26 protein-coding genes are annotated in these 24,482 nt (G+C 62.7%); 20 read left to right on the plus strand and 6 right to left on the minus strand.

Features of this window, described 5'->3' with window-relative positions; translation table 11 throughout:
- Positions 1 to 127 precede the first annotated feature (127 nt).
- From ACFQ6H_RS19815 to prcA, 3 genes are read left to right on the plus strand one after another with little or no spacing between them, the layout of a single operon-like run.
- A complete protein-coding gene (locus ACFQ6H_RS19815; RefSeq protein ID WP_003944925.1) occupies positions 128 to 322 on the plus strand; it encodes a ubiquitin-like protein Pup in 195 nt (64 codons plus the stop codon).
- Entirely contained in the window at positions 319 to 1,197 is an 879-nt protein-coding gene (gene prcB, locus ACFQ6H_RS19820; RefSeq protein ID WP_230815669.1) for a proteasome subunit beta, read from the plus strand. Before ACFQ6H_RS19815 ends, prcB begins: the two co-directional genes overlap by 4 nt.
- A complete protein-coding gene (gene prcA, locus ACFQ6H_RS19825) occupies positions 1,194 to 1,961 on the plus strand; it encodes a proteasome subunit alpha (RefSeq protein ID WP_378532937.1) in 768 nt (255 codons plus the stop codon). Before prcB ends, prcA begins: the two co-directional genes overlap by 4 nt.
- An 18-nt stretch (positions 1,962 to 1,979) precedes the next feature.
- Here the strand turns inward: prcA and ACFQ6H_RS19830 are convergent, their stop codons facing one another.
- Positions 1,980 to 3,398, minus strand: a complete 1,419-nt coding sequence (locus ACFQ6H_RS19830) for a phosphatase PAP2 family protein (protein ID WP_378532939.1) — start codon at positions 3,396 to 3,398, stop codon at positions 1,980 to 1,982.
- Positions 3,399 to 3,542: 144 nt separating this feature from the next.
- Here ACFQ6H_RS19830 and pafA point away from each other — a divergent pair, with 144 nt between their 5' ends.
- From pafA to ACFQ6H_RS19865, 7 genes are all read left to right on the plus strand, one after another.
- Positions 3,543 to 4,901: a Pup--protein ligase gene (gene pafA, locus ACFQ6H_RS19835; protein WP_230815667.1), complete on the plus strand. Its 1,359-nt coding sequence runs from the start codon at positions 3,543 to 3,545 to the stop codon at positions 4,899 to 4,901.
- A gap of 110 nt (positions 4,902 to 5,011) precedes the next feature.
- Positions 5,012 to 6,022 (plus strand): helix-turn-helix transcriptional regulator, encoded by a 1,011-nt coding sequence (locus ACFQ6H_RS19840; RefSeq protein WP_378532942.1) that lies wholly within the window; start codon positions 5,012 to 5,014, stop codon positions 6,020 to 6,022.
- Positions 6,022 to 6,999: a helix-turn-helix transcriptional regulator gene (locus ACFQ6H_RS19845; RefSeq protein ID WP_378648059.1), complete on the plus strand. Its 978-nt coding sequence runs from the start codon at positions 6,022 to 6,024 to the stop codon at positions 6,997 to 6,999. The genes ACFQ6H_RS19840 and ACFQ6H_RS19845 overlap by 1 nt, the downstream gene beginning before the upstream one ends.
- A gap of 134 nt (positions 7,000 to 7,133) precedes the next feature.
- The gene (gene tatA, locus ACFQ6H_RS19850; RefSeq protein WP_003944836.1) at positions 7,134 to 7,409 is read left to right on the plus strand and encodes a Sec-independent protein translocase subunit TatA; all 276 of its coding nucleotides are present in this window, start codon (positions 7,134 to 7,136) and stop codon (positions 7,407 to 7,409) included.
- A 73-nt stretch (positions 7,410 to 7,482) separates the two neighbouring features.
- On the plus strand, positions 7,483 to 8,511 hold the full coding sequence (gene tatC, locus ACFQ6H_RS19855; RefSeq protein ID WP_378532946.1) for a twin-arginine translocase subunit TatC: 1,029 nt from the start codon (positions 7,483 to 7,485) through the stop codon (positions 8,509 to 8,511).
- A 48-nt stretch (positions 8,512 to 8,559) separates the two neighbouring features.
- Positions 8,560 to 11,271, plus strand: a complete 2,712-nt coding sequence (locus ACFQ6H_RS19860; RefSeq protein WP_378648061.1) for a DEAD/DEAH box helicase — start codon at positions 8,560 to 8,562, stop codon at positions 11,269 to 11,271.
- Positions 11,272 to 11,323: 52 nt separating this feature from the next.
- Positions 11,324 to 12,139: a DUF4333 domain-containing protein gene (locus ACFQ6H_RS19865; protein ID WP_378446049.1), complete on the plus strand. Its 816-nt coding sequence runs from the start codon at positions 11,324 to 11,326 to the stop codon at positions 12,137 to 12,139.
- A 4-nt stretch (positions 12,140 to 12,143) separates the two neighbouring features.
- On the opposite strand, the gene ACFQ6H_RS19870 is transcribed toward ACFQ6H_RS19865, so the two are convergent.
- Positions 12,144 to 13,109 carry a 5'-3' exonuclease H3TH domain-containing protein gene (locus ACFQ6H_RS19870; protein WP_378532952.1) on the minus strand — a complete coding sequence of 322 codons (966 nt, stop codon included), beginning with the start codon at positions 13,107 to 13,109 and terminating at the stop codon, positions 12,144 to 12,146.
- A gap of 37 nt (positions 13,110 to 13,146) precedes the next feature.
- Between ACFQ6H_RS19870 and ACFQ6H_RS19875 the strand changes: the two genes are divergently transcribed.
- Positions 13,147 to 14,283, plus strand: a complete 1,137-nt coding sequence (locus ACFQ6H_RS19875; RefSeq protein ID WP_378532954.1) for a M24 family metallopeptidase — start codon at positions 13,147 to 13,149, stop codon at positions 14,281 to 14,283.
- On the opposite strand, the gene ACFQ6H_RS19880 is transcribed toward ACFQ6H_RS19875, so the two are convergent.
- The gene (locus tag ACFQ6H_RS19880; protein ID WP_030536346.1) at positions 14,284 to 14,709 is read right to left on the minus strand and encodes a PPOX class F420-dependent oxidoreductase; all 426 of its coding nucleotides are present in this window, start codon (positions 14,707 to 14,709) and stop codon (positions 14,284 to 14,286) included. It abuts the gene before it with no gap.
- Between the two features lie 30 nt (positions 14,710 to 14,739).
- Here ACFQ6H_RS19880 and ACFQ6H_RS19885 point away from each other — a divergent pair, with 30 nt between their 5' ends.
- The 8 genes from ACFQ6H_RS19885 (at position 14,740) to ACFQ6H_RS19920 (ending at position 21,049) form a co-directional block, all read left to right on the plus strand.
- Positions 14,740 to 15,501: an SDR family NAD(P)-dependent oxidoreductase gene (locus tag ACFQ6H_RS19885; RefSeq protein ID WP_378532956.1), complete on the plus strand. Its 762-nt coding sequence runs from the start codon at positions 14,740 to 14,742 to the stop codon at positions 15,499 to 15,501.
- Positions 15,498 to 16,781 carry a precorrin-6y C5,15-methyltransferase (decarboxylating) subunit CbiE gene (gene cbiE / locus ACFQ6H_RS19890; RefSeq protein WP_378648063.1) on the plus strand — a complete coding sequence of 428 codons (1,284 nt, stop codon included), beginning with the start codon at positions 15,498 to 15,500 and terminating at the stop codon, positions 16,779 to 16,781. The genes ACFQ6H_RS19885 and cbiE overlap by 4 nt, the downstream gene beginning before the upstream one ends.
- Positions 16,778 to 17,527: a precorrin-4 C(11)-methyltransferase gene (cobM, locus tag ACFQ6H_RS19895; protein ID WP_378648065.1), complete on the plus strand. Its 750-nt coding sequence runs from the start codon at positions 16,778 to 16,780 to the stop codon at positions 17,525 to 17,527. Before cbiE ends, cobM begins: the two co-directional genes overlap by 4 nt.
- Positions 17,524 to 18,297, plus strand: coding sequence for a cobalt-precorrin-6A reductase (locus tag ACFQ6H_RS19900; protein ID WP_378648136.1), 774 nt, complete (start codon positions 17,524 to 17,526; stop codon positions 18,295 to 18,297). The genes cobM and ACFQ6H_RS19900 overlap by 4 nt, the downstream gene beginning before the upstream one ends.
- Positions 18,298 to 18,442: 145 nt before the next feature.
- Entirely contained in the window at positions 18,443 to 19,363 is a 921-nt protein-coding gene (locus ACFQ6H_RS19905) for a HAMP domain-containing protein (RefSeq protein WP_007729850.1), read from the plus strand.
- Positions 19,364 to 19,522: 159 nt separating this feature from the next.
- Positions 19,523 to 20,164 (plus strand): ScbR family autoregulator-binding transcription factor, encoded by a 642-nt coding sequence (locus ACFQ6H_RS19910; RefSeq protein WP_378648067.1) that lies wholly within the window; start codon positions 19,523 to 19,525, stop codon positions 20,162 to 20,164.
- Positions 20,165 to 20,174: 10 nt separating this feature from the next.
- Entirely contained in the window at positions 20,175 to 20,534 is a 360-nt protein-coding gene (locus ACFQ6H_RS19915; RefSeq protein WP_378648069.1) for a VOC family protein, read from the plus strand.
- Positions 20,531 to 21,049 carry a DUF1990 domain-containing protein gene (locus ACFQ6H_RS19920; RefSeq protein ID WP_378648071.1) on the plus strand — a complete coding sequence of 173 codons (519 nt, stop codon included), beginning with the start codon at positions 20,531 to 20,533 and terminating at the stop codon, positions 21,047 to 21,049. Before ACFQ6H_RS19915 ends, ACFQ6H_RS19920 begins: the two co-directional genes overlap by 4 nt.
- Positions 21,050 to 21,062: 13 nt before the next feature.
- On the opposite strand, the gene ccsB is transcribed toward ACFQ6H_RS19920, so the two are convergent.
- Positions 21,063 to 22,022, minus strand: coding sequence for a c-type cytochrome biogenesis protein CcsB (gene ccsB / locus ACFQ6H_RS19925; RefSeq protein ID WP_378648072.1), 960 nt, complete (start codon positions 22,020 to 22,022; stop codon positions 21,063 to 21,065).
- A 274-nt stretch (positions 22,023 to 22,296) separates the two neighbouring features.
- On the opposite strand from ccsB, the gene ACFQ6H_RS19930 reads away from it, so the two are divergent.
- On the plus strand, positions 22,297 to 23,079 hold the full coding sequence (locus ACFQ6H_RS19930) for an alpha/beta hydrolase (protein WP_378648074.1): 783 nt from the start codon (positions 22,297 to 22,299) through the stop codon (positions 23,077 to 23,079).
- A gap of 443 nt (positions 23,080 to 23,522) precedes the next feature.
- Here the strand turns inward: ACFQ6H_RS19930 and ACFQ6H_RS19935 are convergent, their stop codons facing one another.
- Both ACFQ6H_RS19935 and ACFQ6H_RS19940 read right to left on the minus strand, forming a co-directional pair.
- Positions 23,523 to 24,113 (minus strand): dihydrofolate reductase family protein, encoded by a 591-nt coding sequence (locus tag ACFQ6H_RS19935; protein WP_378648076.1) that lies wholly within the window; start codon positions 24,111 to 24,113, stop codon positions 23,523 to 23,525.
- Between the two features lie 77 nt (positions 24,114 to 24,190).
- Positions 24,191 to 24,430: a PLDc N-terminal domain-containing protein gene (locus tag ACFQ6H_RS19940; protein WP_378648100.1), complete on the minus strand. Its 240-nt coding sequence runs from the start codon at positions 24,428 to 24,430 to the stop codon at positions 24,191 to 24,193.
- Positions 24,431 to 24,482 lie beyond the last annotated feature (52 nt).

Here is a 24,482-nt window from a genome sequence, read left to right on the forward strand (position 1 = left end):
GTCGCGTCTCTCCACACCTGACGGTGCCGCTCGGTAGGGTGAAGGTCCGAGCGGGATCAGTTACCGACTCTGCTGGGCCGAACAGGATGCTCGCGAGAGCTCCCTTCACACAAGGAGGTCGACGGCGATGGCTCAAGAACAGACGCAGCGTGCCGGTGGCGGCGAAGACGACGAAACCACTGGTGGCGACGGCAGCGCAGGCCAGGAACGTCGCGAGAAGCTGGCTGCAGAAACCGACGACCTGCTCGACGAGATCGACGACGTGTTGGAAGAGAACGCCGAGGACTTCGTCCGCGCCTATGTCCAGAAGGGCGGCCAGTGACGGTGGATCGCGCGCCCCGGATCACCGACGGGGACACACGGTTGAGCTTCGGCTCGAATCTGTCGTCATTCTCGGAATACCTTCGTGTGCATGCACCGGAGCATCTTCCGCAGAACCGCTTCGCCGACACAGGAGGTGTTGTCATGGGCGGGGGAGACGTAGCTCCGCACGGCACCACCATCGTCGCGATCAGCTATGCGGGTGGTGTTCTGCTCGCCGGTGATCGCCGAGCGACGATGGGCAACCTCATCGCCAGCCGTGACGTACAGAAGGTGTACGTCACCGACGATTACTCGGCTGCGGGTATCGCCGGAACGGCCGGGATCGCAATCGAACTGGTTCGGCTCTTCGCAGTCGAACTCGAACATTACGAGAAGATCGAAGGCGTCCCACTCACGTTCGACGGTAAAGCCAATCGACTTTCGTCGATGGTTCGCGGAAATCTCGGAGCAGCGATGCAGGGATTGGCGGTCGTGCCGCTGCTCGTGGGTTACGACCTGGACGCGGTCGATCCGTCAACGGCCGGCCGGATCGTCTCCTACGACGTCGTCGGTGGGCGATACGAGGAGCGCGCTGGATATCACGCAGTCGGGTCGGGTTCTCTGTTCGCGAAATCGGCGCTCAAGAAGCTGTATTCCCCGGGAATCGACGAGGACACTGCACTTCGATTCGCAGTCGAAGCGCTGTACGACGCAGCAGATGACGATTCGGCTACCGGTGGTCCCGATCTGACACGCGGGATCTATCCGACAGCGGTCACCATCACCTCCGCCGGTGCGGTGGAGTTGTCGACAACGCGGGCTGCCGAGATTGCCAGGGAGATCGTCGCGGCTCGCACTGCCACCGCGAGTCCGGAAGGGGAGTCTGCGCTATGACGATGCCGTACTACGCATCAGCCGAACAGATCATGCGCGATCGTTCGGAATTGGCGCGCAAGGGAATTGCCCGCGGACGCAGCGTCGTCGTTCTCACCTACCGCGACGGAGTTCTCTTTGTCGCGGAGAATCCGTCGCGGGCGCTGCACAAGGTCAGCGAACTGTACGACCGTCTCGGATTTGCTGCAGTGGGCAAGTACAACGAGTTCGAGAATCTGCGCCGCGCGGGCATCGTGCACGCGGACATGCGCGGGTACTCGTACGACCGTCGGGATGTCACGGGGCGTTCCCTCGCCAATGCGTACGCGCAGACGTTGGGAACGATCTTCACAGAGCAGCCAAAGCCGTACGAGGTCGAGATCTGCGTTGCCGAGATCGGCCGCTTCGGAAGCAGTACGCCGGCTCAGCTCTACCGGATCACGTACGACGGTTCCATCGCGGACGAGCAGGAATTTGTCGTCATGGGCGGTACAACCGAACCGATCGTGACGGCGATGCGTGAGTCGTACCAGCGAGACCTCGACCTCGAATCCGCAGTGCGGATCGCGGTAGGGGCGCTTCAAAAAGGTGGCCCGGCACCGGCCGGAACCACTGAGGCGGAACCGCGAACACTCGACGTGAGTGCGCTCGAGGTTGCTGTCCTCGACAGCAACCGTCCACGCCGCGCGTTCAAACGAATCGCTGGAACGGTTTTGGAAGAGATGCTTCCAGCTCCGGTAGCAACTGAGGATGCGCCGCCGGCAAACGGCGACGCACCCTCGTAGTTACTGCAGGTCTGGGAGTTACTGCGTGATTCTGTAGACGGCCACCGCGCCCGGTTCGGTGTCGAAATCGAACCGGCGCGCGTCTGCCACCACTTCGCCGTCGGTGGCGATAGCTACTGGTGAATCGGCCACTCGTACCGACATCGACGACACGAGTTCGCGTACGTAGACCCGCGAGCTGCCCAATGTTCCTGTGGCGGCTGCAAACAGAAGACGTGAGCGCGAGAACTTCTTGTCTGCGCGCAGGTAGCGGACGTCGAGTAGTCCACGGTTCATCTCCGGACGCGACATCGGCACCTGATCGGCGGGGGAGTATCGCCCGTTTCCGACGAACAGCATCCAGATGGTAGTCGGTTTCCCGTCGATGGTGACAGTCATCGGCTCCGCCGCCGCGAGAACACGGATCATTGCGGCGCCCGCGGCCGGCCACTTTCCGAATCGCGGTTCCCACTTCTCCCGCAGCCGCACGGCGTCCGGGTATCCACCCAGGCTGGCGGTGTTGAGAAAGCGTGCAGTCACGCCGGAATCCGTGCGCACCACAGCGTGGTCGACAAATGCGGCCTGGCCGGACTCGACTGCCTGCGCGGTCTCCTCGACGTTCACCGCGCCGACGTCACGGGCGAAATGGTTCAACGTTCCGCCGGGAAAAACCGCAAGGGGTAGGTCGTGCTTTGTTGCCGCGGTCGCGACCGTGACCACTGTTCCGTCGCCCCCGCATACACCCAACGCTTTCGGCGAGAGTTCGGGGATCTTGGCGTCGATCTGCATGTCGAAGTCGATGTCGGCGTCGAATTCGTAGATGATCGCTGCCGGTAGTGATTCTCGAATCGATTCGACGATCCCGTCGTCCTCGGAGCCGGAACCCGGATTGGTGAAGACCAGCAAGCCTTCTCCCCGAGAGAGCGCGGGAACTACGCACTCGGGCCCGAGTTCGGCGGGCTCTTCGTCGCGCACCGCCCACCAACGTCGTGTGCCGGCAGCGATTGCGCCGCCGACCGCGAGGCCGGCGAACACGTCGGACGGCCAGTGCACTCCGTTGTGAACGCGTGAGTACGCGACCGCTGCGGCCAATGGTGCGATGGCCGCGCCTGCCGCCGGGGATTCCATGGCCACTGCCGCGGTGAATGCCGCCGCTGACGACGAATGACCGGAGGGGAACGAGGACGACGTCGGAATGTCGACTCCTCGCTTCGGGCTCAGCCAGACACGCGCCGGGGGGCGCCGCCGGGGAAACAGGGGCTTGAGTATGCCGTTGGCCAGCGCGCTCGAACCGGCAAGTGCGAGCATCCCACGTGCCGCGGCCCTCCTGGGCCGGCCACCGATCAGCGCGAGCAAGGCGGCGACGACCATCCACAAAACGCCGTGATCGGCCGCTCTGGAGAGAAACCGCATGGTCGGGTCGAGCACGGAAGGGCGCAGTGCTCCAGTGCTTTCCATGACTTTGACGTCGCTTCGGACAACTTTTCGGCGAATAAGGCTCACACCGTCACACTATGCCGCCGCCCGACGTTGTCGAGTCGTGACTTACGACGCGATCGAAGTACAGGGGTGAACCTCGCATTCTGGTTGTACTGTCGAAGTGTGCAGAGACGAATCATGGGTATCGAGACGGAATTCGGCGTTACCTGCACCTTTCACGGGCACAGGCGACTGAGCCCCGACGAGGTTGCTCGTTACCTCTTCCGTCGTGTCGTGTCGTGGGGTCGCAGCTCCAACGTCTTCCTCCGCAACGGAGCCCGCTTGTACCTGGATGTGGGTTCGCATCCGGAGTATGCGACGGCCGAGTGCGACAGTCTCATCCAGTTGGTCAATCACGACCGAGCTGGTGAGCGTGTGCTCGAAGAACTGCTGATCGACGCCGAGGCGAGACTCGCCGAGGAGGGGATCGGTGGCGACATCTACCTCTTCAAGAACAACACCGACTCGGCCGGAAACTCGTACGGATGCCACGAGAACTTCCTCGTCGCGCGCGCCGGGGAGTTCTCCCGGATTTCGGATGTCTTGTTGCCGTTCCTCGTCACGCGCCAGTTGATCTGCGGCGCCGGTAAGGTGCTGCAGACACCGAAGGCTGCGACGTTCTGCCTCTCGCAGCGTGCGGAACACATCTGGGAAGGCGTCTCGTCGGCGACCACTCGCTCGCGTCCGATCATTAACACTCGCGACGAACCGCACGCGGACGCCGAGAAGTACCGCCGTCTGCACGTGATCGTCGGCGATTCCAACATGGCCGAAACGACGACGATGCTCAAGGTCGGTTCTGCAGCACTCGTGCTCGAAATGATCGAAGCCGGAGTTTCGTTCCGCGATTTCGCCCTGGACAACCCGATTCGTGCCATCCGTGAGGTCAGCCACGACGTGACCGGCAAGAAGCCTGTCCGGCTGGCCGGTGGACGTCAGGCCAGTGCTCTCGATATTCAGCGCGAGTACCACTCCAAGGCAGTCGAACACCTGCGTAACCGCGAACCGGACCCGCAGGTCGAGCAGGTTGTCGATCTCTGGGGTCGTACCCTCGACGCCGTCGAAGCTCAGGATTTCGCGAAGGTCGACACGGAGATCGACTGGGTCATCAAGCGCAAGCTGTTCCAGCGCTACCAGGACCGTCACGGCTTCGATCTGTCCGATCCCAAGATCGCGCAGCTCGACTTGGCCTACCACGACATCAAACGTGGCCGCGGCGTCTTCGACGTGCTGCAGCGCAAAGGCTTGGTCAAGCGGGTCACCGAGGACGAGACGATCGACGAGGCCGTCGAGAATCCGCCGCAGACTACCCGCGCCAAGCTGCGGGGGGACTTCATCACTGCAGCCCAGGCCGCCGGCCGGGACTTCACGGTCGACTGGGTTCACCTCAAGCTCAACGATCAGGCGCAAAGAACTGTGCTCTGCAAGGACCCTTTCCGTTCTGTCGACGAGCGTGTCGAGCGTTTGATCGCTTCGATGTAGGTCCCTCATTTTCGAGTTGTACAAGACGGCAGGTCTGTTTTGCGGCGACGCGCCGGGCACGAAAGTGTCCGGCGCGCGTTCGGTTATCGGATAGCCACTAGGATTTCGGCGTGGCGACATCAAAAATCGAGCGGTTGATGAACCTGGTGATCGCATTGCTGTCCACCAGACAGTTCCTCACGGCGGAGAAAATCCGCGACAGTGTGGCCGGGTACAACGATTCCGCGAACTACGAAGCGTTCAGTCGCATGTTCGAGCGCGACAAGAACGAACTTCGTGACCTGGGTGTCCCTTTGGAAACCGGTCTGGCAGGACGGTTCTCGACGGTCGAGGGGTACCGGATCAATCGCAATGCCTACGAGCTTCCGGACGTGGACCTCACCAGCGAGGAATCTGCTGCCGTCGCCGTCGCAGTGCAGTTGTGGGAATCTCCGGAACTTATTTCGGCAGCCCAGAGTGCGCTGCTCAAACTCCGAGCAGCCGGCGTGCAGGTCGACGCAGAAGTCAGTGCCGCACCGGTGACTGCGATTCCCGCACGCACCCGCGGCTCGGAGCCCGCTCTCGGAAAGCTGCTTGCAGCAGTCGACGCCGGCCGAGCAGTTCATTTTCAGCACCGTGGTGCATTGAACGAACCGTTCACCGAACGCACCGTCGAACCGTGGGGCGTCGTCACGCACAACGGCAAGTGGTACCTGGTCGGGCACGACGTCGACCGTGATGCGGTGAGAACCTTCCGGCTCTCCCGGATCGGTGACGACGTCAGGGAGTTCGGGCCCGCCGGATCGGTCCACAAACCCGAGGGTGTCGATCTTCGCGAGGTCGTCGACCGGGTGACCGGGTCGGGCGTGGTGACCGGGACCGCTACGGTGTGGGTCGCAGACGGTCGCGCACACGAGCTTCGCCGGCTTGCGACGGCGTCGTCCGATCGGCGGTTGACCGATCGCGACGGCAGCGTGCTGTCCGTCCCCGTCCGATCCTGGGAGTGGACCGCTCGGTTGATCGCCGGACACGGGGTGGATGCACTGGTGTTGGACCCACCGGATTTGCGTGCGGAAGTCGTCGCGAAGCTACGCGCCGCGGCGAGCCCGATCACCGGCAACGACGGACAGGGGGAGAACTGATGAGCAATCGACTGTCATCTCGGTTGGCGCGGCTGCTCAACCTCGTGCCGTACTTCATCGCGAATCCGGGTATCAGTCCCGCCGAGGCTGCCGAAGAACTCGGTGTCAGCACCACTCAACTGATGACCGACCTCAATCAGCTGTGGGTCTGTGGACTGCCCGGCTACGGTCCGGGCGATCTCATCGACCTGTCTTTCTCCGAGGAAAGCATCGAGGTCACGTTCTCGGCCGGAATCGATCGCCCGTTGCGCCTGACCTCAACGGAAGCGACTGCATTGCTGATCGCGCTTCGATCATTGGTGGAAATGCCGGGCATGGTCGATCCGTCTTCGGCCCAGCGCGCTATCGCGAAGATCGAGGACGCAGCAGGCTCGGCCGCGGCGCGAGCCGTCGGCCAGGATCGCGGTACTTCGCCGGCTCCGGATATTGCCGAAGACCCGATCGCCGCGACGGTCAGAGCCGCGCTCGCCGACAAGACCGCCCTTCGATTGACGTATTACTCGGCCTCGCGCGACGCGGTCTCCGAGCGCATCGTCGATCCCGTTCGTATCGTGTTGGTCGACAACTACAGCTACCTCCAGGCCTGGTGTCGCCAAGCCGAGGGTGTGCGGTTGTTCAGATTCGATCGGATCGACGCAGCAGTCCAACTCGACGAACCTGCCGATCCTCCGCCACAAGCCCTCGAGGAGGATTCGAATCTCGAGTTGTTCAGCGGCGACGGTTCCCTTCCGGAAGCACGGTTGTTCATCACCAAAGAATGGGTGTGGATGCTCGACTACTACCCGATGGACGTCGTGCACGTGGACGACGACGGGTCGGTCGAGGCGACGATGAGTTTCGGAACTCTCGAATGGATGGCAAGGCTGGTCCTCGGGTTCGGTGAGGGTGTTCGGGTCCTGCATCCGCCGGAATTGGTCTCCGAAGTCCACGATCGGGCCGTTGCGGCACTCGACGCGTACGACGTAATCGGTTCGTAAAACTTCGGGAAACTTCACCCTCAGTGAGTTCGCAGGAAACAAACAGGTAAAAGGTAGCTGAAGTAAGTGCTTTGACACCTCCGAGCGCCGGTTGTGTCCGGTAGCATCGAGGAATCTGATCATGGGAGGTCGTTATGGGTGCAATGCAGCCGATGCATTGGCTGATTGTCGCTGTTGTCGTCGTAATTCTGTTCGGGTCGAAGAAGCTTCCCGATGCAGCACGCGGTTTGGGTCGTTCCCTCCGCATCTTCAAGAGCGAAGTCAAGGAAATGCAGAACGACGATGCGGCGCCCGCAAGCGCGCCGGTCGCACAGCCTGCTCCGGCACAGTTGCCGACGGCCAACACCGCGGTGGTCGCAAACGGTGCAGCAGCACCTGTTGCGCAGCCGACCGAAGTCAAGCCGCTCTAGTACACACTGCGTTCTAGCCGGGGTGAAATATTCGTTCACCCCGGTTGTCTGCTGACCAAGACCAGGATGCACAGTGCGTATTCCGTTAGACCCGCGTAACCGCAAGCGGAAGGTCAATCCAGACGGCACCATGTCGTTGGTCGACCACCTGTACGAATTGCGGACTCGTTTGTTGTTCGCATTCCTCGGCGTGATCATCACCACGGCGTTCGGCTTCTTCTGGTACTCACACTCGATACTCGGTCTCGAGAGCCTGGGCGATCTGCTTCGCGGACCGTATTGCGAGCTTCCGTCCGAGAGTCGCGCCAACCTCAGCACCGACGACGCGTGCCGATTGCTGGCGACCGGGCCGTTCGAGCAGTTCATGCTGCGATTCAAAGTGGCGCTCACCGCCGGTATCGTCCTTGCCTGCCCGGTGTGGCTGTACCAACTGTGGGCATTCATCACCCCGGGCCTCTACGCAAAGGAACGTCGATACGCGGTCGGATTCGTCACCGCCGGTGCTGCATTGTTCATCCTCGGCGCGATCCTGGCGTACCTCGTCGTGGCAAAGGCTTTGCACTTCCTCCTGACCATCGGCGACAACGTCCAGATCACCGCGCTCAGTGGTTCGGAGTACTTCGGCTTCATCATCAATCTGCTGCTGATCTTCGGTGTCAGCTTCGAGATTCCGTTGCTCGTGGTCGTACTGAACTTTGCCGGCATTCTGACGTACGAGCGTTTGAAGGCCTGGCGTCGAGGATTGATCTTCGGGCTGTTCGTTTTTGCCGCAGTTGCCACCCCGGGTTCGGATCCGTTCTCGATGCTGGCGCTCGCATTGGCCCTGACGCTTCTCTTCGAGGTCGCGGTCCAGATCGCTCGCCTCAACGACAAACGTAAGGCCAAGCGATCCGGTGAAGACTGGGGCGCAATCTCCGACGAGGAAGCTTCCTCCATCTCGGCTCCGTCCGATCTGAACGAGGCTTTCGACAATCCGACCAAACCCAAGGCCGAATCGAGTGGATTGTTCGGACGTAAGTCCAAGCCCAAAGCTCCGGCCGCGAAGAAATCCGACACCGCCGGCGACAACGCACCAGGTCAGGATTTCACTGACACTCTCTGAGCGCCGTGCCACCACGTCGGCGGCGTGTGAAACCCTGACGAGGTGGTTATGAACAAGAGTGAACTGAGCACGTTTGCGTCCAGCCTGAAATTCGAACTCGATCCATTCCAGGTGAAGGCATGCGTTGCGCTCGAAGCGGGCCACGGTGTACTTGTCTGCGCACCAACCGGCGCAGGCAAGACCGTGGTCGGTGAGTTCGCTGTCCACCTGGCTCTCGCGGCCGGCCGCAAGTGTTTCTACACGACGCCGATCAAGGCATTGAGCAATCAGAAGTACGCAGAGCTCGTCGAGCGCTACGGCGCGAGCGAGGTCGGCCTGCTGACGGGCGATTCGAGCATCAACTCCGACGCACCGGTGGTCGTCATGACCACCGAAGTCCTGCGGAACATGCTCTACGCCAACTCCGAGGCACTGCGCGGGCTTTCGCACGTCGTCATGGACGAAGTGCACTACCTGGCCGACCGGTTCCGTGGGGCGGTGTGGGAGGAAGTGATCCTGCACCTGTCCGAGGATGTTCGCCTGGTGAGCTTGTCGGCGACCGTGAGCAACGCCGAAGAGTTCGGCGCCTGGATGGAAACCGTCCGCGGCGACACCACCGTGGTCGTGGACGAGACGCGGCCGATCCCGCTGTGGCAGCACATCATGGTCGGTCGACGGATCTTCGATCTCTTCGACAGTCGTAGTCATCCCGCCGCTGGGCCGAAGACCGTACTCGTCGACCAGGATCTGGTTCGCCACGTCAAGCAGCGTCAGGCGCTCGAACGGGTCGAGAGCTGGCAGCCGCGTGGCCGCGGACGGCGTGGCAGCTACCAGAGTTCCAATGATTTCCGGCCCTTGCCGCGACCTGAGGTCATCGCTCAACTCGATCAATCCGGACTGCTCCCGGCGATCACTTTCATCTTCAGCCGCGCCGGTTGTGATGCGGCACTTGCACAGTGCCTGCGGTCCAGACTCGATCTCACTTCGCCGGAGCAGGTTCGCGAGATCGACACCATCATCGAGAAGCACACCGGGGAACTACCCGAAGAGGATCTCGAAGTCCTCGGATATCGGGACTGGTGCAAGGCACTGCGACGCGGACTGGCCTCCCACCACGCGGGCATGCTGCCGGCATTCCGCCAGACAGTCGAGGAACTGTTCGTCAAGGGTCTCGTGCGAGCGGTCTTCGCGACCGAGACGTTGGCCCTCGGTATCAACATGCCGGCACGCACCGTGGTGCTCGAAAGACTGGTCAAGTACAACGGCGAGACGCATGCCGAACTGACGCCGGGGGAGTACACGCAGCTGACCGGTCGGGCCGGCCGTCGCGGCATCGACGTCGAAGGACACGCTGTTGTGTTGTGGCAGCCCGGGGTCGAGCCGACGGATGTCGCCGGCTTGGCGTCGACACGGACGTTCCCGCTCCGCAGTTCGTTCCGCCCCTCGTACAACATGTCGATCAACCTCGTCGAGCGCATGGGAGCGGCCGATTCACGCAAGCTGCTCGAGCGTTCCTTCGCACAGTTCCAAGCGGACCGCTCGGTGGTCGGCCTGGTGCGTGGCATCGAACGGAACGAAGAAGCACTGAAGGGTTTGCAGGAGAAACTCGGTGGTGCAGACGGCGAGTACTTCGAATACGCGTCGTTGCGTGAGCGGCTCAGTGCGCGCGAGCGGGCGCTCGAACGTAAGGGCCGCGAGGATCGCCGCGAAGATGCGGTGGAGTCCCTCCGTGCACTCACCCGCGGTGACGTGATCGCGATTCCCATCGGTCGTCATTCCGGAGTGGCCGTGGTCCTCGTTCCGGACAACGATCCGAAAGACCCTCGTCCGCTGGTTCTGACTGCCGATCAGTGGGCCGGCCGACTCTCCTCGAGCGATTTCCCGGAAGCAGCCGAGGCTTTGGGAAAGATGCGCCTACCCAAGCATGTCGACCACCACACTGCCCGGATTCGGCGCGATCTGGCCTCGGCGTTGCGTAGCACCGGAATCAGCGCCCCTCGGCGGAAGAAGCGTCACAAGGCGGGTGCGTCCGAAGACGCCGAGGTCGCTACTTTGCGACGCGCTATTCGCTCGCATCCGTGCCACAGCTGGCCCGATCGCGAACATCTGAGCCGGATCGGTGAGCGCTACAACCGATTGGCCCGCGAAACGCAGGCGATGAGGGAAAAGGCCGCGGCCACCACCAACTCGTTGGCGCGCACGTTCGACCGAATCATCGCGCTGCTCAAAGAGCGTGAGTACATGACTGCCGAAGCAGCGCCCGAAGTCACCGAATCCGGACGACGACTCAGTCGCATCTATTCGGAAAGCGACCTTCTGGTCGCCGAGTGCCTGCGGACCGGTGCGTGGACAGGTCTCCGCCCGGCCGAACTGGCGGCAGTCGTGTCCTCGGTGGTCTACGAATCACGTCGAGACGGCGACACGGTCGATCGGGTGCCGACCGCGGCACTTCGTCACGCGCTCAACGACACTCAACGACTGTGGAGCGAACTGCGGTCGGACGAAATTCGCCACAAGCTGCCGCCGACGCGCGAACCCGATCTCGGATTCGTCACTGCCGTTTACCACTGGGCTAGTGAAAATTCGCTGGTCGACGCTCTGATCGCAGCCGGAGTGCAAGGCCGCGCGCTGTCTGCGGGTGATTTTGTCCGGTGGTGTCGTCAGGTGATCGATCTCCTCGATCAGGTCCGACTGACATCGACGGACGCCGACGTGGCGAAGACCGCGGCGCGGGCGGTAGCTGCGATTCGTCGCGGGGTAGTTGCTGTCGACGCAGCATGACCGCAACTATGTGGTTTGATTCGCAGACTGGTATTTCGAGTGGGAGGCGAACATGAGCGGGCCTTACGGACCGAACGATCCGAATCGGCAATGGGGTCCTGGTGATCAGCAGCAGCCGAACGAGCAGCAGTGGGGGCAGAATCCCCAGCAGCCGGGCGGACAACAGCAGCCTGGTCAGCAGCCCGGCCAGCAACAGCCGTGGGGTCAGCCGCAACAGCAGCCCGGTCAGCAACAGCCTTGGGGCCAGCCTGCCTACGGTCAGCCTGGGCAGCCGGGTGGTCAGCCTGCGTACGGCCAGCCCCAGCAACCAGGCCAGGGGCAGCCTGGTCAGCAACAGCCGTGGGGCCAGCCTCAGCAACAACCTCCGGCTCAGCCGTGGGGTCAGCCCGGGCAACAGCAAGCACCGGATGCAACCCAGGCGTGGGGTCAGCCTCCTGCTGCCGCGCCTCAGCAGGCGTGGGGCGCTACAGCACCCGGCCAAGCCCCGGGACAACAGAACCAGTGGAACCAGGCCCAGCCGTTCCCGAGTCCCGGTGCGCCCGGAAACCAGGCGGGTAAGTCGAAGAAGCCCCTGATCTTCGGTGCGATCGGTGTTCTCGTTGTTCTGGCGGCCGTCGTGGTTGCCCTGGTGTTCGGTGTTTTCGGCAAGAACACACTCGATCAGAGCGCAGCTCAGGCCGGCGTCGAGAAGATCGTCACCGAGTCCTACGGGGCAAAGAACGTGAGCAACGTTCAGTGCCCCGCGGACCAGGAAGTCAAGTCAGGCAACAAGTTCACCTGCACGCTCTCGATCGCGGGCGTGAAGTCGAACGTGACCGTGACGTTTGTCGACGACAACGGCACGTACGAGGTCAGCCGCCCGAGCTGACGCTCTACTGGTCGGAACGGCCTGCCGCCGCAGCCTTCAGCGCGGCGGCAAGCCGGCCGGCCGAGCGTTCGATGTTCAGTGAAGCGGCCACTTCCTCGAAGCGTGTGGGATCGACGGGGGTCGCCGGGAGTCGGTCGTCCTTCGAGAACTGAACGTCCGCGTCGCGAACTACTCGTACCACCGGCAACGCAGCGTCGAGGTATGCCATTGCCTCTGGTGAGGTGAGTTTCGCGCGAATTCCCTTGGCCATGTCGGATTCGGGGTCAGCCGCGGCCGCACGAAGTCCGGCCAGCGAGCCGTAGCGCAGCATCAGCGTCGACGCAGTCTTCTCACCGACACCCTTGATGCCGGGTAGACCGTCGGAGGCGTCTCCGCGCAGTACCGCGAGTTCGGCGTATGCCTCGCCCGCACGGTCTCCGGGTACCCCGTACTTCTCGGCGACCTCGACCGGTCCGAACAGTTCCGCCTTGGACAAACCGCGGCCGACGTAGAGAACACGAACGGGCACGTACTCGTCGGTGACGACCTGCAGAAGGTCGCGGTCACCGCTGACGACGACGGTGAGATCCTCGCGCTCGGTAGCGGCAAGCGTTCCCAACACGTCGTCGGCTTCGAGGCCGACAGCACCCGCCGTCGCGATACCCGCTGCTGCGAGCACGTCCATGATCATGTCGACCTGAGGTGTCAACGTGTCCGGGACTTCCTCGGACGAACCGTCAGAGCCTTCCTCGACGCGATGCGCTTTGTACGTCGGAACGGCGTCGACGCGGAACTGTGGTCGCCAATCCAGGTCCAGGCACACCGCGAGACGACTCGGCTGGTGTTTGGTGATCAGGGAAGCAACCATGTCGGTGAATCCGCGCACGGCGTTGACAGGTCTGCCGTCGGGGTCGACGAATGACTCGGGCAGTGCGTAGAACGCACGAAACCACAGGCTGGCACCGTCGAGGAGAAGCAATGGCCCACTCATGGTCACCATCCTGCCAGTCGGCACTAACCTGTAAGCCATGACGTCTCCAGCCGAACAGGATTCCCGATTCTCCAGCGCCGTGTACGGCGCACGTATCGCTCGTGCCGCCGAGTTGGCTCGATCAGCAGGTCTCGACGGTCTGGTGGTGACTCCCGGTCCGGATCTGCGGTACCTGACGGGTTCTCGGGCTGACTCGTTCGAGCGCTTGACCGCGTTGGTCATCGCCGCGGACACAGCGAAGGCGTCCGTTGTGCTTCCTCGCTTGGAGTTGGCGTCGCTGAAGGAATCGGCGGTGGGCGATCTCGGGTTGACAGTCCTCGACTGGGTCGACGGTGTCGATCCGTATGCGATTGTGGCGTCGCAACTTCCGGCCGGCGCCAAGGTTGCGGTGACGGATGCGATGCCCGCGCTGCATCTGATCCCGCTCGCAGACACGTTGGGTGCGTTGCCGATCCTCGCCACCGGAGTGTTGCGTGAATTGCGAATGGTCAAGGACGATGCCGAGATCGAAGCGTTGCGACGGGCTGGCGCGGCGATCGATCGTGTTCACGCTCGCATGGCCGAGTTCTTGATCGTCGGCCGCTCGGAAGCCGAAGTGGGTGAGGCGATTTCAGCGGCGATTCTCGAAGAGGGGCACACCGAGGCCGCGTTTGTGATCGTCGGATCGGGCCCGCACGGTGCCGATCCGCACCACGAGGTTTCGGACCGGGTGATCGAGAGCGGTGACGTCGTGGTGATCGACATCGGTGGACCGGTCGAGCCTGGATACAACTCGGACTCCACCCGCACGTACAGCATGGGGCAGCCGTCCGCCGAAGTAGCAGCACAGTTCGCAGTACTCGAAGCGGCGCAGCAGGCTGCGGTCGACTCGGTGCGGCCAGGAGTATCCGCAGAATCCGTGGACGTTGCCGCCCGCGAAGTGCTTGCCGCACAAGGGCTTGCAGAGGTCTTCGTTCACCGCACCGGTCACGGTATCGGACTGTCCGTACACGAGGAGCCGTACATCGTCGAGGGCAACACCATCGAACTCGTCGAAGGTATGGCGTTCAGCATCGAACCGGGAATCTACTTCCGCGGCAATTGGGGCGCCCGTATCGAGGACATCGTCGTCGTGACCGCCGACGGTTGCGAGTCGTTCAACAACCGTCCGCACGGCCTGACGGTCCTCGACTGATCAGCTTTCCTTGAACGCCGCGGACCCGAGTATGCGTGTGACGTCGATTTCGATGACCACACGCGCGGGGTTGACCCGTGGCTGGCGGTACCGCTCGGCGTAACGCCGAACGGCGTCAGCCACGGAGTCCGCGTCGGTGAGCACGCGTGCAGGCCCCTCGAGCGTGAGCCAGCGCCCACCGTCGACCGAACTGACGGCGGCGTATCCACCCCGGGCGGCGTTGATCGCCTTCTGCGAACCACCGCTGGTGATCACGCGCGCCTTTCCGGCTTCCTGATCCCAGGTGAATCCGACGGCTACGACGTGCGGGGTGCCGTTCGGACGCAACGTCGTGAGTGTCGCGAGGTGGTATTCACCGACGAACTTCAGCCCGTCTTCGGTGAGAGTCTGCTGTGACGATGGCGTGGTGGAGGGGGTGAGCGTCATGCCACGACGGTAATCCAGGACACTGGAGCGGTGACTGCGGGTGCGAACGTGAATGACATCGAGACAGTGCTGCTACTCGGTGGACGAAGTGAGATCGGCCTAGAGATCGCGGTCAGGCTCGCGCCGGGCCGCAACATCGTTCTGGCTGCCAGACGCAGCGGAGAGCTGTCGGAGCAGAAGCAGATGCTCAGAAACGCCGGCGCTGTCGACGTCTCGACCGTCGAGTTCGACGCCGACGCCGTGGAGACTCACGGAGACCTCCTCGGCGCCGTGGTCGCCGAGCACGGCCGGATTTCGGTTGCCGTGCTGGCTTTCGGAATTCTCGGCGATCAGGCGCGTGCCGAATCCGACGCGGCGCACGCGGTAGCTGTGGTGCACACCGGCTACGTGGCTCAGATCAGCATCCTTACTCACCTCGCGGAGATCATGCGCCGACAGGGAACCGGAAAGATCGTGGTGTTCTCGTCCGTCGCCGGCGTTCGGGTTCGCCGCGCCAACTACGTCTACGGGAGCGCAAAGGCCGGCTTGGACGGGTTTGCCAGCGGCCTCGGCGACGCACTGCACGGTTCGGGTGTTCAATTGATGCTGGTACGTCCGGGATTTGTCATCGGCAAGATGACCGAGGGAATGTCGCCTGCCCCGATGTCGAGCACCCCGTCGCAGGTCGCCGACGCCGTCGTACGGGGACTGAACTCCGGGGCGACGCGTGTGTGGGTACCGCGAATTCTGCAGCCGGTGTTCTTCGTCATGCGGCTTCTGCCTCAGACGATCTGGCGCCGGATGCCGCGATGACCACACACCCGGTGGTGATCGTCGGTATCGGTGCCGACGGCTGGGAAGGGCTGTCCGAGAGCGCAAAGGGCGCGGTTCTGGGCGCGGAGGTCCTGATGGGATCACCGCGCCAGTTGGACTTGGTTCCGACTACGCATCTCGGGGCACGGCGAGCGCACACCAGACTGACCTGGCCGTCTCCGATGATTCCGGCCTTGCCGTCGATGTTCGCCGAGAGCGCCGATCGCAGAGTGTGTGTACTTGCGAGCGGTGACCCGATGTTCCACGGTCTCGGGGTGACTTTGGTGCGGCTGCTCGGCGCGGACAATGTGCGAGTGATCTCCCACCCGTCGTCGGTGGCATTGGCGAGCGCGCGAATGGGATGGGCATCGGCCGAGATCGACGTCGTGAGCCTGGTCAACCGAGACTCGGCGACCGTGTTGGCTGCCGTGACCGACGGCGCCCGCCTGCTGGTTCTGAGCAACGGGCGCTCGACTCCGGGGGAGGTGGCGAGGTTGTTGTCCGGCGCGGGGTTCGGTCGATCGATCGTGACCGTGCTGGCCCAGCTCGGTGGAGCCGGGGAATCGCGGACCGTCACCGTCGCAGACGAGTGGGATCACGCGGACGCGGACGTGGACGCGTTGAACGTTCTCGCCGTCGAGTGCATCTCGGCGGATCTTCCGATACGGCTGACTCGAATCCCGGGGCTACCGGATGCTGCGTTTGTCGGCGACGGTCAGATGACCAAGCAGGAGATCCGCGCATTGACGTTGTGTGCACTCGCACCGGCGCCGGGAGAACACCTCTGGGACGTCGGCGGAGGGTCGGGAACCGTCGCCATCGAGTGGATGAGAACCCACCCGCGTTGCACTGCAACAGCATTCGAGAAGGTGGCGAGCCGGGTATCGCAGATCGGTGCCAATGCACTCAATCTCGGTGTGCCTGCGTTGGCAGTGAAAGGGACCGCGCCCGAGGCGTTTGCGGAAGAGGTTCGGCGTCCCGATGCGGTGTTCGTCGGCGGCGGCGTCACGCAACCGGGAATGCTCGAAGCGTGCTGGGAGCAGTTGAGCGTGGGCGGGCGTCTGGTTGCCAACGCCGTGACTGCCGAGTCCGAGTCGTTGCTGCTCGGCTGGATGAGTCGCCACGGTGGGACGCTGCGACGCTTTCAGGTGCAGCGCGCCGAGCCTTTGGGGGCATTCAACGTTTGGCGACCGCAACTTCCGGTGGTCCAATGGTCCGTCACAAAAAGTCAGCCGTCTGCAGGCGCAGACACAGATACGCCGGAGGAATCCACACAATGACCGTTCATTTCATCGGTGCGGGTCCCGGTGCGGCAGATCTGATCACCGTCCGCGCGCAACGCATCATCGCTGCGAGCCCTGTGTGCTTGTACGCCGGCAGCCTTGTTCCAGCGGAGTTGCTCGAGTGGTGCCCGGTCGGAGCGCAGGTCGTGGACACCGCTCGCCTGAGCCTGGACGAGATCACCGCGATCCTTGTCGAAGCGCATTCGGCCGGGCTGGACGTCGCGCGTCTGCATTCCGGTGATCCGTCGATCTTCAGTGCAGTGGCCGAGCAGGCTCGTCGCCTGGACGCAGCGGGTGTCGATTTCGACATGATTCCCGGTGTTCCTGCATTTACCGCGGCAGCGGCTGCACTGGGGCGTGAGCTGACCGTCCCAGGCGTCTCGCAGACCATTGTTCTCACTCGAGTCTCCACCTTGTCGACGGCAATGCCGGAGGGCGAGGATCTGCGGTCCCTGGGCCGCAGCGGCGCAACGATGGTGGTTCACCTCGGCGCTCATCGCATCGAACAGATCGCATCCGAGTTGGCCGACAATTACGGCGAGGACTGCCCGGTGGCGGTCGTCGCCTTCGCCTCGCGGCCCGAGGAGATCGTTGTTCGAGGCACTTTGAAGACGATCGTCGAACTTGTTCTTGCAGCCGGCATCACGAAGACGGCCGTTGTGATCGTCGGCCGAGTGTTGACTGCTGAAGGATTCCCGGACAGTTACCTCTACTCGGCAGCGCGTGAGAGAAGCACACACTGACCCCGACGGGTACTCGTCGTCGCGTACTCCTGCTCGGCGGCACGGGTGAAGGTCGAGTGATCGCTTCTCGGTTGGCCGGTTCAGCCGACCTCGAAGTTGTCACATCGCTGGCCGGCCGGGTTCGTGATCCTCGATGGCCGGAGGGGGAAGTGCGTATCGGCGGGTTCGGGGGAGCCGACGGGCTCTCGGAGTGGCTGTCGGCCAATGATATTCGTGCAGTGCTGGACGCCACGCATCCGTTTGCCGCTCGCATCACCAAGAATGCATTCGACGCGTGCCGCGCGAATTCCGTTCCGTACGCCATGTACCGACGCCCGCCGTGGCGCGAGCAACCCGGCGACACTTGGCTTCCCGTACGCGGTCTCGATCATGCCGCAGAATTGGTGCCGACGGTCGGCTCACGCGCTTTTCTGACGATCGGGAGGCAAGGAGTTTCGGCGTTCGGCCGTGTGAAGGACGTCTCGTTTCTCGTGCGTTCCATCGATCCGCCTTCAGGGACATTGCCACCTCATTCGCAATTGCTGCTCGCACGTGGCCCATTCGACGTCGAAGCGGAAGTCGATCTGATGAGAACTCACGGCATCGACCTCGTGATCACCAAGAACAGTGGCGGCGAGCAGACGTACGCAAAGATCGCCGCAGCCAGGCAGCTGTCGATCCCGGTGATCGTCGTCGAACGACCACCGATCCCGGCGACCGCTCCCGCATTCGACACCGAAGCCGGGGCGGTGGACTGGCTCACGGCTTTCGGTAGTGGAACGGCACTGTGAAGCCGACATCGCGTTCGCTTCAGGTTCGTCTAAGGTTCCGTGACCATACTGGAGGGATGTTGGGATCTTTCGACGCCGCACTGCGGGACCGCGCATGAGAGTGTCGGTTCCCGGAATGAGCCGTCGAAAACCATCGGGAATTCACGTGCGGACGCTCCATGCGCGCGTGAAATTGCTGACTGCAGGCCTGGTGGCGATCGCAGTGATCGTGTCGGCGTCGGCGGTGTACATCGTGTTCAACGCGTATTTGCAAGGCAACGTCGATCGACAACTCGAGCGCACGAGTGACGCGATCACCGACACCGTCAATTTCGGCGGTGTCACACCGGTTCTGGGATTGACGGCCGGCGCGGATACAGCGGTCATCCAGGCGGTGGGGCTTCTCACTGCCGACGGCGCCTTGGTGACGGCGACTCCCGGTCTGCCGCCGTTCAGCACCAGCGCAGACGCCATCAGGTCGATCGCCGACGGCAATTCGTCGCAGACAATCGCAACCGTCGATGCGTATCGAATTCTTGTCGAGCCCTCGGTTGCGGGCCAGACTTTGGTTGTCGCGCAATCCCTGGGGCCGACGCGTTCGGTACTCAAGCGACTCGCAGTGGTGTTGGCGGCACTTGGGGCGGCCGGGATCGCACTCGCTTATGCGGCCGGAGATGCTGTGGCACGCACAGGATTACGACCGATTGCGCGACTCACTGCGGCAACGCGGCGAGTTGCCGAAACGGATGATCTTGCGCCGATCCCGGTGACCGGTGACGACGAATTGGCGTCGTTGACAGTCAGTTTCAATCGGATGCTCGGGACGTTGTCGGAATCGCGGGCACGCCAGAGAAGTCTGATCACCGAAGCGGGCCAGGACCTTCTGGCTCCGTTGACTGCGCTGCGCACCAATATCGAGTTGTTGATGTCCTTCGATACCAAGTCCGGCGCGATTTCCGAAGCAGATGCAACGCAGTTGCGCGAAGAAATCACCGACCAGATGATGGAGTTGACGCTCCTCGTCGGAGAGTTGGTGGACCGTGCGCGGGTTGACGAAAGCACGTTGGGGAGAGGAGATTCCCTCTAAATCGGACGTCTGACCAGCGACTTTGTTGCATTCGTAATTGAAGCAATGGAAGAAGCGCTGGTAATGTGGGGCAATTGTGAAGTTTTTGGGTATAGCTGGAGTGTGGCGCGAACCGTGGGGTTTGCTGGGCGGGGGCCTTTGGAGGACGAGAGGGATTCAGTGGTCAAGCAAGCACGCGCCGAGCTGACTCGGCAGCAAATCGTTGCCGGCGCGGCCGCGCAGTTCGAGAAGACTGGTTACGGCAGCACCAGCATGGCCGACATAGTCTCGGGGGCCGGTACTACCAAGGGCGCGTTGTACTTCCATTTCGCGTCGAAGGACGAGCTCGCGCAATTCATCATTGCCGAACAGCATCGGCTCTCGATCGAGTCGGTGCAGGCGATTTCCGCGACGGGCAAGGACCCGTTGGAACAGATGATCATGCTGACGCACGAAATGGCACGCCAGATCGTTGATGAGCCGATCGTTCGCGCGGGCATTCGCCTCACGCTGGAACTGAGCACGTACGAGGGGCCGGTGGAACCGTACGCCGAATGGATCTCGGCAATCACCGATCTCACCGCCAGAGCTCAGGCGGAAGGTGAAATCCGAAAATCGGTCAGCGCAGAATCGTTCGGCAGGTTCATGCCCTCGGCATTCACCGGGGTACAGCTGGTTTCGAACGTTCTCACCCGACGCTCGGATCTTCCGGATCGTGTCGACGAGATGTGGCAGGTCCTGCTTCCGGGAATCGTCAGCGACGAACTTTCCGGTGACATCGAGCGCCTCGTCAAGTCGCGGTGGACTCCGGCGGCGGCGTAGCCTGCGGGATATGGCCGTCAGGCGGATAGTTTCGGATCTGTCGAGTAGTTCGCTCGAGGCCGCGCAGCGCTTCTACACCGAAGTGCTGGGCCTCGAAGTTGTCATGGATCACGGGTGGATCGTGACGTTGGCTTCGCCGACGGATCCGTCCTTGCAGATCAGCGTCATGACGCACGACGCTCATGCACCCGTCGTGCCGGACGTCTCCGTCGAGGTGGATGATCTCGATGCGGCGTACGAGGCCGCGGTGCAGCGCGGCGACACCATCGTCTATCCCGTCACCGAGGAGCCATGGGGTGTGCGCAGGTTCTTCGCCGCCGACCCGGACGGCCACGTGATCAACATCCTCAGCCACCGACGCGACCAATGACGGCTTCGGGCCCGGGCGGGCTGACGTACCTCGAGGTGGGCGCAACGTCAGGCGTACTCCCCGCCGGCTATCACCACGTTCACGAGAGCGCGACGGTCGGATCCGGACGTGAGGATTTCGAGGTTGCCGCTCGTACAGTCGCGAATTGGGGAATGCACCGCGGAGCTGGTTTGACCGTCCGGGCGGCAGCCCCGACCGCGGCGGCCGGTCAGGACGCGACCTTCGGACTCGGTCCGGTGTCGATCCCGGTTCGGATCGTCTATGTCGTCGACGAACCCAATCGCAAGGGCTTCGCGTACGGAACCCGCGCAGGCCACCCCGAATGCGGGGAGGAATTGTTTGTCGTCCAGTTCGACGAGACCAGCCAAGCGGTTCGCATCGAGATCGTCGCATTCTCCAAGCCCGGAACGTGGTGGGTGCGTCTCAGCGCTCCGATCGGACGTCGAGTACAGGCGTTTGTCACGCGCCGCTACATCCGTACCGTCCGCGAGAGCGTCGACCGATCGCGGGTCTGACCCGTTGTCGGTGTCAATTCAATCCAGCGTACGAATGTAACCCCGACACGACGTAGTTGATTGCAAACATGTTGAAAAGCATCGTTGCGAGCGCAGCAACATTTATCCATGCCGCACGCATGTTCTTGAACCCGGCCGTAGCACGCGCATGGAGGTACGCGGCATAGAGAACCCAGGAGATGAACGAGACCGTCTCCTTGGGGTCCCAGCCCCAGAAACGTCCCCACGCGGCTTCCGCCCAGATTGCCCCGCAGATTACCCCGATGCTGAACAGCGGGAACCCGACGATCGTTGTTCGGTAGGCCACGCGGTCAAGCAATTCGGATGACGGCAGCCTGGCCGCAATCCAACGCAACGCGGGATTCTTCGACTGCGGACCTACCTCGGCAATCATGAAAAGTGCGCTGACCGCACTTGCGAACGTAAGGATGCCAGAGGCGGCGACGATGATCGTGACGTGTACGCCGATCCAGTACGAACGAAGAGCGGGTACGACCGGCGCTGCCTCGGCATACGTGACTGCGGCGGCGACAAACAGAAGCACCACGGTGGGTGACAGAACGAAGATGGTCAATGAACGAATCTGGTACCGCCCCAGAATAACCAGCCAGCACGCCACCAATGCCGCGCTGAGGAAAAGCGCGTACTCGTAGAGGTTTCCGAGAGGCCATCGGTGCGTCGAGATGCCGCGAAGTGCGAGCGCGGTGACGTTGAGGACCAGGGCGACGACAGTGAGAGACACGGCAGCGCGACCCGCACAATGGGTGCGAGTTCGATTCGGCGGCATAGCAATCCGGCCGGGCACTGCCGGATTTGATGCACTTCCCACACGTGCGAGTGCCGGTCGCACTGTGGCCGAGAGGGGTGCGCTGGAGAAGTCGACAATGGAAAGAACCAGGGCAAGAACGTAAATCGCGAAAGACGACGCGAAGGCGTAGTCGCTGTACTGCGCAAGAACTGGATCGACCGACATTTAACTCCCCATAACGACCGGTTGGTTGTCATTCGGAATCTACTACACATGATCGTAGAAGTGGATGAGCCGTCTGTCGGATCGGTGGGCCGGAAAATGATTGGACGGGCTTCGGTTCGGGTTGATAGCTTGTGCGAGACCGTGACAGCACGCCAGGAGGTGAGACCCATGAACGCAGTAACCATGTGGGTGCTCCCACTCGTGTTCACGGATCGGCGATTGACGTAGTTGTCGCCGGGAGCGCCTCGAGTAGGCAATCCCGAAAGGTAACACCATGCAATCCAATTCTCAGACCATCGAATTCATCTCCGAGACAACGTCGAACGGTGTCGTCGAACGCCATTTCGTTCTGGACGACATCACCGGTGTCCTCTGGTCACCCGCATCCGGATCTGTCGCATCACCACTACTGCTGTCCGGGCACTCCGGCGGCATGCACAAAAAGGCACCAGGACTGGTTGCCAGTGCGCTCCACAGCGTGAGTTCGCACGGGTTCACGGTCGCCGCGATCGACGCGCCCGGACATGGCGACCGGCCGCGGACCACACAGGATGAACAGTGGGTTGAGGCGATCCACCAGGCCCGGGCGGCCCGCGAGCCGATCGCCCCGATCGTCGTCGAGTACAACCGGTCGCTGGCGAAGCGTGCAGTGCCCGAATGGCAGGCGACCCTGGACGCCCTGCAAGCGCTGCCCGAGATCAATGCCGACGCTCCGATCGGCTTCGGCGGCGCGTCGTTAGGGGTCGTAACCGGGCTGATGTTGGCCCCGGTCGAACCCAGGATCGCTGCCGTGAGCTTCGGCGGAGTTTTTGTCGACGACTCCCTCCTCGAGGCTGCACGAAGGCTTACCGTCCCGGTCGAGTACCGGATCCCTTGGGACGACAAGGATTACGACCGCACGTCAGGGGTCGCGTTGTTCGATGCCTTCGGCTCGGAGGAGAAAACACTGCACGCCTATTCGGGCAGGCACTATCCGGTGCCCGACTACGAGCGCGACAGTTCGGCACGGTTCTTCGCTCGCCACCTCGGCGGGAGCGTTGGCGCTTCCGTGAGCTGACGTGAACACGTATCGGCGTCCGGCGCCGCCGGACGCCGATACGATCTCGACCAGGTTTCGTTTCTCAGCAAGACCCGTAGTAGTGGCGTCAACGTATCCTGCATCAATTTGACCGAAGCTTTTCAGATGATCATTTTTGTGGCGCTCGCGAAGGTGATGATTTCAATCCTTTGCTCGCTAGTAGCCGTCCAAATTGGCCATTTTTGCTGAGGCGCTCGATGGCGACATATGTCCTTACGGTCCGCCGGGCGGAATGAACTTGTTCGTGATCCAGTTCGATGCTTCGATCTCGTCGAGGGTTGTCCGGAGACTTCGGTGGCTAATGCTCGTGCTGTGTCGAGTGTCCGGTCAATACCGAACATCGAAGAAGAGTGGGAACTTTCTCGCGTCCGAACTGAGGCGACGACATGTCTTTCAACCGCGCATGTCCAGCCATGCGTCGACTAACCGTCCGATACCTGACCCGGGGGCGGTACTTGAGTGGGCCGATATCGCACGGCGACTGCGCCCGACCGGAACTCGTGGCGATCGACGAGCTCGAGTTGGATGCGCTTGCGCAGACCGGCGAGCAACGTCGGTCCGTGTCCGGCGAGGACCGGTTGCACAACGAACTCGTACTCGTCGATCAGTCCCAGGTCTGCCAATGCCAGGGGGAGTGTTACGCCGCCAACCCACAGGCCTTCGCCGGGCTGCTCCTTGAGCCGTAGAATCACTGGCCCCAAGTCGCCTTGCACGAGTTCGGCATTCCAATCGACCCCGCTCAGCGTGTTCGACACTACGTACTTCTTCGCCCGGTCCATGGCCTGGGCGAACGGGATCTCCCACTCGTCCATCCAGTCAGGCCATGTGCCCGTTGCGGGCCGCCGCCACGCCGACTCCATCATCTCGTAGGTCACCCGGCCGAACAGCAAGGCATCGGCTCGTTCCATCTGAGCGGTCCAGTAGTGCATCGACTCCTCGTCGGGTGGGAGCCCCGCCTCGTGATGGCAGCAGCCGTCGAGTGTGACGTTGATCGAGTATCGAAGTGGTCTCATCTCGTTGTTCTCCCCTGATAGGCGCAGAGTGACAGCACCGGACCGTACTCAGACTACTGCCGGGCCGTCGGTGTAGATCAGGTTCGGGACCTGGAGTCACGCGAGGGTCGACCGAATAGGAACCAGACTGCCGCGCCAAGGACGGGCACTGCGATCACCAGCGCGCACCACCAGAATTTGGCGCCCGAACGGTCGAAGTCGGTTCGAGTGATCGACAACAACACCCCGCTCAGCAGGAAGACCCAGAAAACAACTAGGGCCAACGATGCAAGGTCCAACTCGAGCGGAATGGTGGGGTTGTGCGTCGATTCGTTCACGCTTCCGTATCCCTTTCGACAACTGGGCCTTGATGGAACAACACGCACCGGC

Origin of the sequence: Rhodococcus sp. NPDC056506 (assembly GCF_042794945.1) — a bacterium.
Lineage (GTDB): Bacteria > Actinomycetota > Actinomycetes > Mycobacteriales > Mycobacteriaceae > Rhodococcus_F.